This is a genomic window from Pseudoalteromonas sp. S16_S37, assembly GCF_014694405.1.
GTDB lineage: Bacteria > Pseudomonadota > Gammaproteobacteria > Enterobacterales > Alteromonadaceae > Pseudoalteromonas.
Genome location: NZ_JAAUWV010000016.1, coordinates 67,356 through 81,769, shown reverse-complemented (window position 1 = coordinate 81,769; position 14,414 = coordinate 67,356). Strand labels below are relative to the sequence as shown.

Below are 14,414 nucleotides of genomic sequence, written 5' to 3'. Positions count from 1 at the left end.
TAATTGTCCGCGGGAGGTTTGCCTTGCCAATAGCTTAAAATCTTCTGCTGTATGCATATCTGAATTAAAATGAATCTGGATATTGCTATTAGATCAAACTTTTAAGTCAATTGGTATTACAGTGCTGCGCTGAGGTCTTTGCGAGCACTGTGCCGAGCCTATTTAACGCGTTAGGTATCGCTGTACAGCTCGTGGTTTGGTTTACAGTGTGTCGATTGATGCGCTGAGTATTGCGCTATCGCATATTGCTTTATGGAGTGAGTCTGAATATCTGATCCAAACGAGCATGCTGGCCTAATCGGTGGCAGGGTTGAGAGTAGCTTAGATCTGATTGTTGCCGCTTCTAGCCAGTTCACACACCACGTTGGACATACTGCCAATGTATTACCGGCGGAATATGAACGAACTTCCTTAAGGAAAGTGTCCTGATTTAGATGTGCTGCAGAACACTCTGCATACCCGTTAAAAAGCCATTCAAAGTTATTTTCTACATGAGAACATTCAAGAATAACATTATTAAAAATCAGTAATTATATTTCAGTTGTTGCAATGAAAGGGGGAATTAGCTTAGTCTAAATATGAATTAATTCATATTTGTTTTATCCTAATGTGTTAACGGAAATGTTTTGAATTGCACAAATATTTTACGTTTCATAAGTTAGGGACTAACTTTATTTATGTAACACAATAGACGTCGCTATGGATAGTGAGTCATCGATTATTGTAAGTTGCGTTAGTTTCTTTGATATTGTTAAAAACTGATAAAAGGGGTAAGTTAATGGGTAGAAAAATGAAAATTAAAAGAGAGCTTCCTCGGGAAATGCTGGCAAACGTATTTGGAGGTAGTGGTGGAGGTGCTGGTAATGGGATTGAGCCACCAAAAAATGCAAATAATCCAACTCAATACTAGAAGAAGATGAAGAGATAATTTTAAAAGGATATTTAATGAACGAAGTTTTAATCCATATCGGATGGATATTAATCTTTATGAAAGTCGTTGCGCTGGTGCTATTTGTTTGGCTTGCGAATGACTCCCTTAGGTCGCTCATTTGTGGGCGGCCTAAAAACTTACCAACAATTGAATTTGAGCACTCATTTTTTATCTATATTTGTGTTGCTTTAGCATTCAGTGTGGCGGGTACTTTTATTAGTGATTTAATTCTGGATTTGGGTATAGGGGTTCAAGCGAAGAGACAAGTCTTTTATATCTATTTTAGCATCCACGAAGCGCTATTTATGGTGTCAGTTCTACATTGGCATAATTTAAAGCGGTGTGAGTTTGCTCGCATAACAACTTACGGTTTTTACGTCTCTGCTGCGATAATGGTGTTGTTTTTATTTAGGTATGTTGACCGAGTTATTTTTGATGCTGATATTCTCCGAGGTATCTATAGTCAAGTCATAGCCCTTTCCAATTTATTAATTACAATAATATTTATCTCTTATCCTGCCCAGCGTCTTTATCAGCTTATAGTTGATAAGCTTATCGACAAAAGAATCAGTGAGTAAAGTAAATTTCTTAATATGTAGCTACGACTTCAGTATGGCTAATTGTGTGGAATTGTGAACAGTGATAGAAAAATGAGCGAGGCTCACAAGAGTGAACCTGCTCATTGGGCTAGTAATTTGTTTTATAAAAATTAAGAAGCATTCACTCCTTTTTGGATCTCTACTTCTTGTCCTGTTGATAAACGTTCTGCGCCTCGCACAGCAATGGTGTCGCCAATAGATAATGAGCCTTCATTAATTGGCTTTATAGCCACTAACTTACCTTGGCCTTTACCGACGGTAACAGGTATCTGCTCAGCCTTGCTGTCTTTGTTTATACGAACAATATGAACACCCTGTTTTCGCAGAATAAGTGCATCACGATTAACAAGTAGCTCAGCTTGGTTACTATTTAGAGGGACAATTACATCAACCAGCTGTCCTGCCGCCCAATTTTGATTACTTGGCTTTGGTAGTGTTGCCCTGACTTCAAATGACTGTGAGCGAGGATCGGTTGTAGGGATCACCGCTGTAACCGTTGTGTCGGTTTTATCGAGGGAACCTAAACTGCCAGACGATATAGGAAGCACCATGCTCTTTTTTATATACTTCAGATATTTGACAGGTACATACAGTCTGGCTTCAAGGTTATTTATGTCGATTAGGCTTAGAAGTTCATCGGCTCTATTTACATCTTTTCCTGAGCGGCTATAGCGCTCGCTTATAACGCCAGAAAATGGCGCCTTAAGTGTAGAGCGGTTGAGTTTGTCGGCGATCACCTTAAGCTCAATTTCCGCCAAAGCAATATCTGACTGAGCTAAGTCATGCTGCTGTTGTACTTTATCAACTTGGCTAGCTGCAGTGCTACTGCTTTTTGCTAACTGCTTGAGTCGCTTCAGCTCTTGCTTTTGGAACTGTAAATTAATTTTGGCTCTATTAAGCATTTCTTGTTGCCTAGCTTGCTCAAGTTCGAGTGGAAGTGTATCTATACGGGCTAGTACTTCCCCTTTTTCAACTTCTTTGCCAGGTTCGGCAACATAGGTAAGTAACCCACCGACGCCTGCGGTTAGTTTTACATCTTGTTTGCCATAAAGTGTGCCATGAACAGCTAGTTCACTGTTTAATGGAGCATTCGTTAGCTTTTCTACCGTAACGGGAGCCTTGGCGTATGCAATGGGTGAAAGAGCAACGCTCGAAGCTATTAATAGAGCGCCAATATTTTGCGAATATGAACTGAAAAATTTATTTAATAACAACATAATGATTATCTCACTGATTGGCGACTAAGTTTAATGAAGGCTTGTTTGTATTTTTAGTCAACTCTGAATGTGGCTGCGTTTGTCTACCTAACTGCAGTAAACTAGGCATTAAGACTAAGGTGAATATTGCACTGATTGCCATTCCTCCAACAATCACGGTGGCAAGTCCTCGGTATATTTCAGAGCCCACACCGGGCATAAGCATAAGCGGTAACATGCCAAATAGGCTAGTTAGTGTACTGAGGTAAACAGGCCTTGCGCGCATAAGAACGGCTTCACGTACGGCTAACGCTCTCGTCATGCCATGGCGTTCGCAATAACGTGTTTGATCCACAAGCAAAATTGCATTGTTCACAACTAGGCCAAGTAATATGATGAAACCAATCATGGTCAGTAAGTCTAGTGACTGGAACGTAAATAGATTGAGAATGAATAGCGCCAATACACCTCCAGCCACTGCGAGCGGCATGACCAAAAGGACTAAGAAGCTATCTTTGGCTGACTTAAATAAAGCAGTCATTAATAAAAATAGTATGAATAATGCAAGCGCAAAGTTTATTGTCATCTCTTCAATTGCTGAATTCATTTTTTGTGCATTTCCGCCCAAAATGGCACTAGCATTGAGCGGGATGCTTTGGCGGACTTTAGGCATAACATGTTTTGCTAAAATAGCTTGCGCTTCTTGAAGACTCATATTCGCTGGAGGAGTAACAACGACGGAGACGGTACGCTTACCATTTACGCGGCGAAGTTGTGTAGGGCCAACAGTTCGCTCAACCTCAGCAAGTTCTCCCAATGTTTGAATACCAGAATTAGGCGTTATTAATGGCAGTGATTTTAACTCTTCAGGTGTTTGCCAAGAGTTAGCCCTTAAAATCACATTCATACGTTCGTTACCATTGAAGTATTCATTGATAAATAAGCCACCTGTAAATGCCTGTACAGCCTGAGCAACGTCATTTCGAGTCAGGCCTGCTTGAGTGATACGCCTGTCATTCGGATGTAATCTTAATTCGGGCTCAGCCATATCCAAACTCGGTTGAGGCTGAGCAGTCGCTTCTGGCAGAGCTGATTTCACTTCTTCAAGTGCTACTTTAGCTGCGGCTATTAAGTCGTCCATATTGGGGCCGGTTAAGTCGATATTAATCGCGCGCCCATCACCACCATTTGAAACTTGGATCATCGAGCCTCTAAATAGAAATACTTGTGTGTCTGGAAGGTCTTGGAATATTTCCTCCCTTGCAACTTTCATTAGTTCTTCTACACGTTGAGGATCGTCGGAGTAAATAAAGCCCCCAGCATTTGCGCCGAATACATAAAAGTTAAAATCTTTTATCTTAGGCGTCTTTTCACCGATGTAATATGGCATTAAGCGCTCTTTAACACGCGAGGCTATTTCTTCTTCCATATAGCTAATGTTTCCTCCTGGTGGTGAGTTCAAGCTATAGAAAAAGCCATCAGTTGGTGCTCTTGGCATAAAATCGGTCTGTGGTAGTAAGGTCAGTGTTACTAGAACAGAGCCGCCAAGTAAAGACGCTATCCATGTTACTTGCTTGGAGCGACTATTTGTCAGTGACATTACGAATGCAGTTAGTTTATGCCAATAGGCCTTGTATGGATCTTCTGTGTTTTTACGCTCAGGTAAGTATTTGTTCGCAATTGGAATAATAGTGAGTGCGCAAATTAACGATGCAATAACAGCGATTGAGAGTGTGAGCGCGAGATCTGAGAATAATTGTCCTTCGATACCAGCCATGAACATAATAGGCAAAAATATAGCCACACTTGTTGCTGTGGAGGCGAATAATGCGCCTGCAACCTGAGTAGCTCCTTTTAATGCGGCTTTGCTGTTGGTTAGGCCCTCTGCTTTAAGCCTCGCTATGTTCTCTTGCACAATGATTGCAGCATCTAGTACCAGTCCAACAGCAAACGCGAGCCCTGCTAACGATACAACATTAAGGCTACGTTCAAAGATATTCAAAGCCAAAAATGCAACCATGAGCGAGACAGGGATCGTTGCAGCGATAACTAAGGTAGCGCGCATTCCTCTAAAAAATAACCATAAAATACCGCACGCCATAAGTACGCCTAGTCCAAGATTACTCTTGACCAGTTGCAAGGCATTTCTGATGTGAACAGATGCATCATAGCTTAATTCGATTGCTAACCCTGCTTCTTTTAAAATACCGTTATTTAGCTCGTGGATTGCTTCATTAAGTCCATCTAATACAGCAACAGTATTTGAGTCATTGCTGCGTGATATCGTAATGTAGTAAGCAGGCTTGCCATTGCGTAAAGTCATGGAACGTCTATCTGTGACTGTGTCTGCTACGGTGGCAATATCACCTAGGTATATAGGTCTCTCACCAGAATAACCGACACGCATCTGAGTTAAGCTATCTACGTCGTATTTTCCAGTAAATCGGACAGTGTATTGACGACGGCCTACATCAGCAAGCCCGCCAGACATATCTGTAGAGGTAGAAATAGTTTGTCGTATTTGGCCAAGGCTGATACCTAGCGCCGCGGCTTTATGCGGGTCAAAGGTCACGCGCAGTTCCCTTTGGCGTTGACTATTTAGGTTTACGCGAGACACTCCCGGTATTTTAGCAAGCCTAGGTTCGATAAAATCTTCGATTTGCTTTTGATAGTTAGCCATGTCGAACTTTTCACTATCGAAGTTAAGTGGCACGACTAATAAGCTCGCTGCGGTTGGGCCGCCAGAGCCAGGACCACCGCCGCCGCCAGCAGTTACTATTGGGTCTGTAGCGTCCAAAGGTAATGGTGGTGCTTGATTTAAACTGGTCAATACATCAAGCATGGCTTGTTGCATATCGGCATCCACTGCAAAGGTAAGGGAGATAAAGCCATTCCCTTGATTTATTTGCGTATTTACTTCCAGTGCGCCTGGCGTATTTTTCACTGCGTTTTCAAGCGGCTCAATGATCATGGACTCAATTTCTTCTGGTGCAGCTTGTCGCCATCCAGAAAATATTGTGATCTGTGGCTCTTCAATATCGGGAGTTAACTGGATCGGGAGTTTAAAAATGCTGATTGCACCAAAGAGCATAATTAAGGTTAGGATCACTAATACACTCGCAGGGTTTTTTAGCGAACTTCGTGTTAGATTCATGACAGTGTCCAATTTTTGTCTTTATCGCCTTAGTATTAAGCAAATCAAAATAATCTGCTAGCGTTGAAATGAGAGGTAGTTTCCGTGATAGCGACAAATTACCTTAATTTTGAGATAAAATGCGTGTTCGCAACAATTTGTAACTAATTAGGATATTTTGTAATACTCTTTGTAGCAGAATTTACAATTTGATAAGCCAAATTTGGTAGTTGGTGCAGCGTTTCAGCCGCACCAAAGAGGACGTTATGGTTGAGTATCCGTCAAATAGAAAGTTGGATAACCAGATGGTTTAAAGCGGTTAATATTAGTCAAAAACCGACTGTCTTTGACGGGTAAAGTGGCTGAACCGTAATCATATTGATTTAGTCGCTCTCGTAGTGCTTGGTTATTAAGACCATCGCCCTGCATTTCATACCAACTAATAATATTTGGTGTGACAAATCGGTTGTAGCTATTTTCTGCCGCTTCGGCTGTTTTTGCAAAACGTAATGCATGCGTTAGTAGTCCATCCTTATGATAAACAATTTTCAGATGCCCATTTTCAAAAGGAAGTTGAGAAGCCTCTTTGGTATATAAGTCGCCATGTGCACTGTAACTGCCATGTGTAACGATACCGTCGTGTGTCCATACTGCCGCATACTCCCAATCATGGCGGTGGCCTCCGCCAAAGAAAGGAAAAATCTGGTCTTTTTTAAAGTACAAAGCATAAAAGTGAGCACAATATTGGCCTTGAGATGTGTCTTTACACGCGTATCTATGTACGGTGTTAGAGGTATTTAAAAAAGCGTTGTCACGGCAATTACCGCCTAGGGACCCCGAAGTTTTAAGGCCTGAATTTTGTTGACCGGTCCTGCTAATTCCGGCGCTTGGCAGGCAGCCATCACCATCAAAATCAAACACCGGCTCTGTGCCGTTAATTACATAGTCGGCGGGTAAGGCTTCATCCAGCGCGGTAAAATCATTTGCGAGGGTTAAGGTGCTAAAAGCGGTGAGCGCGTATGCAAGTATAAGGTTGGGTTTTATTGTCATAATGATATTTACTCAAATTTAGGTTTAAAAATAGAGTAAACAATTTTTATGACTTAAATGAAACAAAAAAGTTAAAATTAAGTTTTTTGCTCTTTTTGGGCGTTGGCTAATTTTTGTCTGAAATCGTTTTGCACAATCTCTAACGCAGCAAGCACATCCTCGTTGGCAACCTCGTTTTGTTCTAATAACAGAATAAGGTCAACGGCGAGTTTTACGTGGGTAGGGGCGTCATTAAGTGGGCTACTCACTTTTTGTTGATCCTTTTTTTGCAACTTGTGCCATGGCAACTTCTATCGCTGTTTCAACACGTTGTTCCATGAGTTCTCTTTCGTGTCCAGGCAAGTAAAAAGCCATATCGACATCGTTGCGAATATATCGTGATGGTAGTTGATTTAGTACGGTACAACAGAAGTCAGCCATCACATCTTCATCGTACTTTTTATCTAAATTGTGCTCGATAATTTTTTCTAACACTATTTTCTCGTAGTAGTTATGTACATCATCATGTAATTTCATGTCACGTGTCCAAAAACTTGTGTGCTGTATGCTCTATACAATCATAGCTGGCTTATTTATCAGAGCAATAAAAAACTGTTCATGCACATCAATAAGTTGAGATAAATCACGCTGATATCCACCGCCCATCGCTGCCATAAGAGGTAATGCATTTTGTTGGCAATATTCTATTACTATTTTGTCTCGCATTTGTACACCTTCAAGACTTATATCAAACATACCAAGTTCATCTTTTGTGAATATATCTGCACCTGCATTGTAAAGGAGCAGGTCAGGTTGATGAATGCGACATACAAGGTTAAGCGCCTGTGTCACGGTTTCAAGATAGGTTTGGTCTTGCGTTTTACTAGGTAACGCAAAGTCGTAGTCTGAGATAGCTTTGCTGCGAGGAAAGTTGTACTCGCAATGAATAGAACAAGTAGTTACATCTGCACGTTCACCAAGTATTGCTGCTGTGCCGTCACCTTGGTGCACATCACAATCAAAAATAACGACCTTTCCTGCTCTTCCTTGTTCAATTAGCGCGCATGCTGCTATGGCCAGATCGTTAAATATGCAAAAACCTGCGCCAAAATCATGGTGTGCGTGATGATATCCACCGCTTAAGTTTACCGCAGCACCATGGTCAAGTGCATAGGTTGCAGCTTCAATACTTGCGCCGATAGAATAAAGAGTCCGCTCAACCAACGCAGTTGACCATGGAACCCCCATTTTTTTGATAGTCTTATCATCTAAAGTGCCATTTATAAAGTTAGCTACGTAATTTTTATCGTGACACAACGTTATTTGGTCCAAAGTGGCCTTGTTGGGATGAATCGCCTTTTTAATTAACCGCTTTTGTATCAGTCGAGTATGTAATTGCGCATACTTATTGATTGGAAATCTGTGGTGTTGTGGCAGATCTAGCTGCGAGTACAAAGGGTGATAAAAGAACATTAGCGGTTTTGTTGTTTTTCAACTTCTTGGATTTTTGCTTCCGTTGCTGAAATGGCTTTTCGGCAACGACCTAGGCGAGCATGTAAGACCAAAACTTCTTGGTTTATTTGACTGGCTTGCTCAGAGGATGCTTTATCAAGTTGTTGTTTTCGTATCTCTATCATTTCCAGCAAGCGCCTTTCGAACTCATGATTTTGTGATAGCTCTTGATACAGCTCATGTGAGCTTTGCATTATTTTTTGCACGGCTTTTTGATAGATTTTATTTTTCTTCTTGTAATTGGCTTTGTTCTCTTTCGCCCAAACAGGCGTTGACTTGAGTACTTTTATCACCGCTTCTACTTGCGTTGCGATACGTTGAATAGCAAAGCTGTAGGCGTGGCGCTTTTCCATTGGAGGCAGATGCTTGAGTTGCGCCGATATTTCGTCAACGTAATCACTTAATAGTAAGCTTTTAGTTGCAAACACTGTACGGTCAAAAAGGCTTGGTTGGGCTTGAATATAGCGATTTTTATCAAACCACTTAGCATTGTCGAATAACTTTGCCTGTTCGGCTAATTTTGCTACTTGTTGGTGTAAACGTGCAAGGGCTTGACTCATGCAAAATAAGCCTCAGCAATTAGTTTTATAGCCAAAATGATCACCACGGTATTAAACAAAGGTTTGATTAACTTGTTGCCAAATTTTATAGCTGAGTGTGCACCAATCCAAGCACCGAACATTAAAAAAGCACCCATAGTTATGCCTAGCAAAAAGTTAACATGCCCTAGTGCTACAAAAGTTATCAATGAAACAAAGTTCGACACAAAATTCATCGAGCGGGCAAGCCCGCAATTTAGCAGCAGGCTCATTTTATACAACAAGCTGTTTGAAGCGGTCCAAAAAGTACCCGCGCCAGGGCCTGCCATACCATCGAAAAATCCCAGAGATAATCCTTGAAACCATTGCTTTGTTTTCAAAGCTGGTTCGTTTTCTGGCAAGGCATGTGACTCAGTTGGACTGAGTGTGCCAAATAAACTGTAGCAGGCAACGCAGATGATAACGATTGGCAGTAATTTATTTAAAAACTCAACGCTTAAATAATCAACTAACAAAGTACCAAGTACGGCGCCAATTGCAGTGGCTAAAATTGAAGCTGCCCAAAAGGAAGGGTCAAAAAGTCGCTTTCTATAATAGGTGATACTTGCTGTTAATGAACCAAAGCTAGCTGCCAATTTGTTGGTCGCCAATGTTACATGAGGGGGAAGTCCGGCAGTTAGCAATGCAGGGACAGTCAGCATACCACCACCGCCTGCAATAGCGTCAATAAATCCTGCGGCAAGGGCGACTAAACAAAGTAACCCCCAAGTCATTGGGTCGAGCGCAAATTCAAACATTTAATAATCTATTTGTCTTTTAAAGGGCGGTAGAGTATCAAGCATGGCTTTGCCGTAGCGTTTCGTTACTAGGCGCCTGTCTAATATAATTATACGGCCGTGATCTGTTTCTTTACGAAGAAGTCTACCACAGCTTTGAACTAATTTCTTTGCTGCATCAGGAACTGTGATCGATAAAAATGGATTACCGCCTTTACTTTGTACAAACTCAGCCTGTGCTTCTTCAATTGGAGAGGTAGGAACGGCAAAAGGAATTTTGGTAATTATAAGATTTTCAAGGTATTTACCAGGTAAATCTAACCCTTCAGATAAACTTTGTGTACCGAATAGAATACTGCCTTTGCCATTATCTATGTTCGCCTTGTGTTGCCTAAGCAAACTATCGCGAGATTGTTCACCTTGTACAAGGACTTGCCAGTGGTCTTTTCTTAGCAATTTTACAACGTGATCCATTTGCCAATAAGAAGCAAACAACACTAAATTTGCTTTTGTTTTATCTAAGTAAGAGGGCAATACCTTGGCAAGGTGGTCGCTAAATGCTTTGTCAGTTGGCTCTACATCTGCAGCAGGCAAATGCAAAGTTGCTTGTTTGGGGTAATCAAAAGGGGAGTTAGCTTTGATAAACTTGACCCCTGGCTCATGGGCCAGTCCACTTTCTTTGGCAAAATGGTCAAATGTGCCAAGAGCACTTAATGTTGCTGAGCACAATACTGCGCCAGCGCATTCCTTCCAGAGCTTATCTTTTAGGTAATAGCCTACTTCAATAGGGCAGTCGCATAATAAATGGTCATGATGGTGCTTGTACTCTAAGCGCTTTATCCAACGAGCATGAGGAGTGTGCTCTCCCTTATTGGCATAGCTATGCCAAAGTTTATGAAGCTGCTCTAATCGATTAATATATTGCCCGCTTTCAGCGAGCAGCGGATCGGCTAAAAATGGCTTAACATCGCCATCGCTGACATCGAGCGTAAGCGCGTCATGCATTTTATTCAAACAGCGCAACACATCTTGTGTTGCATCGCTAATATCTTTTGCTTTTGCAGTAAGCGACTCGGGTACAATGCCATGTTCAAAGCGAAATGTATCATCTTGGTTGTAGTTAAAATCGGCGGCATCCAATATATCTCGGACAGCTTTAAGGTCTTTGCTGGCATCATTAGCGGCATCGTTGAGTTTAAAGTTTTGGCCTATCGCTTTTTGCGACACGATAGTGGCAGCCATTTTGCCACTGAATTTAAGCAGTTTGTCTAACCATTCGATAGTCCCTTTTATGGTTGCTGCCGCAGAGGAGAAATCTCTGGTTATGTGTGGCAAATGGTGAGCTTCATCAATAACATAAAAAGTATCGCTAGGTTCTGGTAGGATTTTACCACCACCTAACTCTAAATCAGCCAATAGTAATGCATGATTGATAACCAATACGTCCATTTGCGCTATTTTTTGCCTTGCAAGGTGGAATGGGCATAAATGATGCGATTTCATTTGGCGCTGACACGCATGCTTATCACATGCTATTAGGTTCCATACTTTATCTGGAATGGTATCGGCCCAACTATCTCGGTCTCCTTGCCAACGTTTATCCTGATATGCACTATGAAGCTCTATTAAGCATTTTTGCTCCATGTCGGACAAAGGTGAAGATAGTGTAGGCATGATAGACAGTTGCATACTGTCTTCATTAAGGGCTGCATTGAGTTTGTGTACGCAGATGTAGCGTTGGCGGCCTTTGACAAGATCAAATTTAAAATCGAAGCCGCAATGAGTTTTGAAAAACGGTAGCTCTTTATTGATCAGCTGCTCTTGCAGCGCTACTGTTGCTGTTGAAATAACAAGCTTTTTTTTCTTAGCCAGCGCCATAGGCAGCGCACTTAAGCAATAGGCAAGAGATTTCCCTGTACCTGTTCCTGCTTCTATCACGCAAATTCTTTGTGTTTTGTGGTATTCCCCAGCAAGTGTTTTGGCTATTTCCGCGACTAGGTAGTTTTGGCTGCTGCGGTGGCGGTAGCCTTCTAAGCTTTCAGCAATGTTTTGGTGTGTCTGTCGTATTGTTTTTTTGAGCGCGTCTGAAAGCATGAGGATCGCCTAATAGAATATTATATGTATATAATTACAGTAACGATGGCTATTTTAGATGGGTAATCAGTTTGGCACAAGCAGTGTATGAAGGCTTTATATTATCTCGCCAGCAAACAAATCATCAAGGGAGGCTAGCACTTTGTTACTGGCTAAAAACCGAATCTGGGATAGTTAAGGCGCTGGTAGAAAATGAGCAAGCCGTGTTCTTTATTCGCTCAAGCCAGTTGGCTAAAGCGCAGCTGTTGGTAACGCAAGCGAATGCCAATATGCAGTTTAAAGCCGTTCCTCTAAAGCATTTTGATCAGCAAAGTATGATCGCCTGTTACTGCGACGATAACCGCACTTATCATCAGGCCAAACAGTTGTTAGCCGCACATATCACGTTATACGAAGAGGATATTCGCCATTGTGACCGCTTTTTAATGGAGCGCTTTGTACGTGGTGGAGCGTGGGTACAAGGCACACAGGTTCAATGTGATGGATATACTTTACTTAAGTCGGCCAAGTTCAAGGCAAACCCAACTTTTAAGCCTCAATTCACGGTGCTGTCATTGGATATTGAGTGTGATGGTGAAGGAGTTCTGTTCTCTATAGGGCTCGTAAGTGAGCAATACCGCAGTGTCATTATGATAGGTAAACCTCCTGTTGGGCCAGATAGTTCAAGTGATCACTCTTACATTGAGTGGGTAAATGATGAATGTGAGTTATTGCATGTATTAATGGACAAAATGAGGGATTTTAATCCCGATGTAATTATTGGTTGGAACATTATTGAATTTGACTTTGTGGTACTTGCTGAACGTGCCCAGATGCTCGGGATTGATCTTATTCTTGGCAGAGATGATAGGCCCATCGATGTTTATAAAGGGAACTACGTTCGCGTTTTGATCCCCGGAAGAGTCGTCATTGATGGCATAGATACACTCAAAAACGCGACATATCACTTTGACAGTTTTCGTTTGGCTAATGTGGCAGAAAAAGTTCTGGGCGAAACAAAGCTCATAGAGCAAGACGATAGGCTGGAGGAAATTATCAGACAGTTTAACGAAGATAAGCTAACTCTAGCCGCTTATAATTTAAAAGACTGTGAGCTGGTTCTTGCTATATTTTCCAAACTTAAACTGATCGACTTTGCTATTGCTCGCAGCCAGCTCACAGGGCTTGAATTGGAGCGAATGGGGGGCTCTGTCGCTGCATTTACAAATTTTTATCTTCCTATGCTACACCGTAGTGGTTACGTTGCACCAAATCTTTGTGAACATGGACTGAGTTTCGAAAGTCCAGGGGGATATGTAATGGAGTCAAAGCCAGGACTGTATAAAAACGTGATTGTACTTGATTTTAAAAGTCTTTATCCCTCAATAATAAGAACTTTTTGTATTGACCCAATGGGACTAATCGAAGGGCTCCGTAACCCAAAAAATGCAGTTGAAGGGTTTCATGAAGGACGCTTTTCTCGAGATTTACATCACCTTCCCCGCATTGTAGCTCAGCTGACTGATGCTCGTCAGCAGGCTAAACAGGACGATGACAGTATGTTATCTCAAGCCATCAAAATCATTATGAATAGCTTATATGGCGTGCTTGGCTCAAAAGGGTGTCGGTTTTACGACCCTCGCTTATCCAGCTCAATTACCTTGCGTGGTCATGAGATTATGCAAACGACAAAACAGGTGATCGAAAGCAGAGGCCTTGATGTTATCTACGGTGATACGGATTCTACCTTTGTAAAATTACCAGATTCGTGGAGTTTGCAAAAGTGTCAAGCTGAAGCCGATCGTTTAGTTGAAGCGGTAAACCGTCATTGGCAAAAACACTGTGCAGAAGCTTATCAACTCACAAGTTACTTAGAAATTGAATTTGAAACGCTGTACCACAACTTTTTTATGCCAACGATTCGTGGACAGGCTATTGGCTCAAAGAAGCGATATGTAGGCGAGGTTTATGTTAACAATACTAGTAAGCTTGTGTTTAAGGGGATGGAAAGTGTGCGTAGTGATTGGACTGAAATTGCTAAAAAATATCAACAAGATGTTATCGAAGCATTCTTTAATGGTGCTGATTTATTCAGTATTACAAAACGGTACAAAGAGCGAATATATGCCGGTGAAGTTGATTCTATGTTGCTATATTCAAAACGGTTAGGGAAAGACCCAGAACTGTATATAAAAAACATCCCTCCTCATGTTAAAGCAGCAAGAGATAAAATGCGCAGAGACAAAAATAGTCACTTCAAAAAAGGCAGCTTAGTAAAGTATTACATAACAAAATCTGGGCCTTTGATTGATCCTACGCCAGGAGAACTTGACTATGAACATTATGTAGAAAAGCAAATATACCCCATACTTAAGATGCTTCCAGATTACGAAAATGTTCTTTTTCAGTTAACCGAACAAAAAAAGTTTTCCTTTTAAGATCATTAAATTGTTTATCATTTGTGTATTTTGCGTTGTACCCTGTGTGGGTAATTAATGAAAATTAAATAATTTACGGTTGACGCTAACGTCAATGCTTGTTTAATATTCATGGTGAATGTTGCATCAGTGCAACTTCCCATAAGGGCAAAGCCCACAAAAAATTACAAGCTACTAACAAGTAGTCC

The 14,414-nt window shown here is 41.4% G+C and carries 11 protein-coding genes; 2 read left to right on the top strand and 9 right to left on the bottom strand.

The genetic code is table 11. From position 1 onward, the window contains the following. Positions 1-945 precede the first annotated feature (945 nt). Positions 946-1,509, top strand: coding sequence for a hypothetical protein (locus HC733_RS09815; protein WP_190364865.1), 564 nt, complete (start codon positions 946-948; stop codon positions 1,507-1,509). A gap of 131 nt (positions 1,510-1,640) precedes the next feature. On the opposite strand, the gene HC733_RS09810 is transcribed toward HC733_RS09815, so the two are convergent. From HC733_RS09810 to dinG, 9 genes are all read right to left on the bottom strand, one after another. After that, on the bottom strand, positions 1,641-2,747 hold the full coding sequence (locus tag HC733_RS09810) for an efflux RND transporter periplasmic adaptor subunit (RefSeq protein ID WP_190364864.1): 1,107 nt from the start codon (positions 2,745-2,747) through the stop codon (positions 1,641-1,643). Between the two features lie 10 nt (positions 2,748-2,757). Next, entirely contained in the window at positions 2,758-5,880 is a 3,123-nt protein-coding gene (locus tag HC733_RS09805; protein WP_190364863.1) for an efflux RND transporter permease subunit, read from the bottom strand. A gap of 243 nt (positions 5,881-6,123) precedes the next feature. After that, positions 6,124-6,909: an NPP1 family protein gene (locus tag HC733_RS09800; RefSeq protein WP_190364862.1), complete on the bottom strand. Its 786-nt coding sequence runs from the start codon at positions 6,907-6,909 to the stop codon at positions 6,124-6,126. Positions 6,910-6,986: 77 nt separating this feature from the next. After that, the gene (locus tag HC733_RS09795; protein ID WP_190364861.1) at positions 6,987-7,157 is read right to left on the bottom strand and encodes a DUF2496 domain-containing protein; all 171 of its coding nucleotides are present in this window, start codon (positions 7,155-7,157) and stop codon (positions 6,987-6,989) included. Then, complete coding sequence (locus HC733_RS09790; RefSeq protein ID WP_190364860.1) at positions 7,150-7,425, bottom strand: late competence development ComFB family protein; 276 nt, start codon at positions 7,423-7,425, stop codon at positions 7,150-7,152. Before HC733_RS09790 ends, HC733_RS09795 begins: the two co-directional genes overlap by 8 nt. Positions 7,426-7,458: 33 nt before the next feature. After that, positions 7,459-8,361, bottom strand: coding sequence for a histone deacetylase family protein (locus HC733_RS09785; protein WP_190364859.1), 903 nt, complete (start codon positions 8,359-8,361; stop codon positions 7,459-7,461). After that, positions 8,361-8,960, bottom strand: a complete 600-nt coding sequence (locus HC733_RS09780) for a primosomal replication protein (protein WP_190364858.1) — start codon at positions 8,958-8,960, stop codon at positions 8,361-8,363. The genes HC733_RS09785 and HC733_RS09780 overlap by 1 nt, the downstream gene beginning before the upstream one ends. After that, the gene (locus HC733_RS09775) at positions 8,957-9,736 is read right to left on the bottom strand and encodes a TSUP family transporter (protein ID WP_190364857.1); all 780 of its coding nucleotides are present in this window, start codon (positions 9,734-9,736) and stop codon (positions 8,957-8,959) included. The genes HC733_RS09780 and HC733_RS09775 overlap by 4 nt, the downstream gene beginning before the upstream one ends. Further along, positions 9,737-11,809: an ATP-dependent DNA helicase DinG gene (gene dinG / locus HC733_RS09770; RefSeq protein WP_190364856.1), complete on the bottom strand. Its 2,073-nt coding sequence runs from the start codon at positions 11,807-11,809 to the stop codon at positions 9,737-9,739. It abuts the gene before it with no gap. A 71-nt stretch (positions 11,810-11,880) separates the two neighbouring features. Here dinG and HC733_RS09765 point away from each other — a divergent pair, with 71 nt between their 5' ends. Next, positions 11,881-14,226: a DNA polymerase II gene (locus HC733_RS09765; RefSeq protein WP_190364855.1), complete on the top strand. Its 2,346-nt coding sequence runs from the start codon at positions 11,881-11,883 to the stop codon at positions 14,224-14,226. The last annotated feature ends 188 nt before the right edge of the window (positions 14,227-14,414 follow it).

Coding starts and splice junctions, on each gene's coding strand:
- HC733_RS09800 (WP_190364862.1), bottom strand. CDS start 6,909: ATGACAATAAAACCCAACCTTATACTTGCATACGCGCTCACCGCTTTT.
- HC733_RS09790 (WP_190364860.1), bottom strand. CDS start 7,425: ATGAAATTACATGATGATGTACATAACTACTACGAGAAAATAGTGTTA.
- HC733_RS09780 (WP_190364858.1), bottom strand. CDS start 8,960: ATGAGTCAAGCCCTTGCACGTTTACACCAACAAGTAGCAAAATTAGCC.
- HC733_RS09815 (WP_190364865.1), top strand. CDS start 946: ATGAACGAAGTTTTAATCCATATCGGATGGATATTAATCTTTATGAAA.
- HC733_RS09775 (WP_190364857.1), bottom strand. CDS start 9,736: ATGTTTGAATTTGCGCTCGACCCAATGACTTGGGGGTTACTTTGTTTA.
- HC733_RS09805 (WP_190364863.1), bottom strand. CDS start 5,880: ATGAATCTAACACGAAGTTCGCTAAAAAACCCTGCGAGTGTATTAGTG.
- HC733_RS09785 (WP_190364859.1), bottom strand. CDS start 8,361: ATGTTCTTTTATCACCCTTTGTACTCGCAGCTAGATCTGCCACAACAC.
- dinG (WP_190364856.1), bottom strand. CDS start 11,809: ATGCTTTCAGACGCGCTCAAAAAAACAATACGACAGACACACCAAAAC.
- HC733_RS09810 (WP_190364864.1), bottom strand. CDS start 2,747: ATGTTGTTATTAAATAAATTTTTCAGTTCATATTCGCAAAATATTGGC.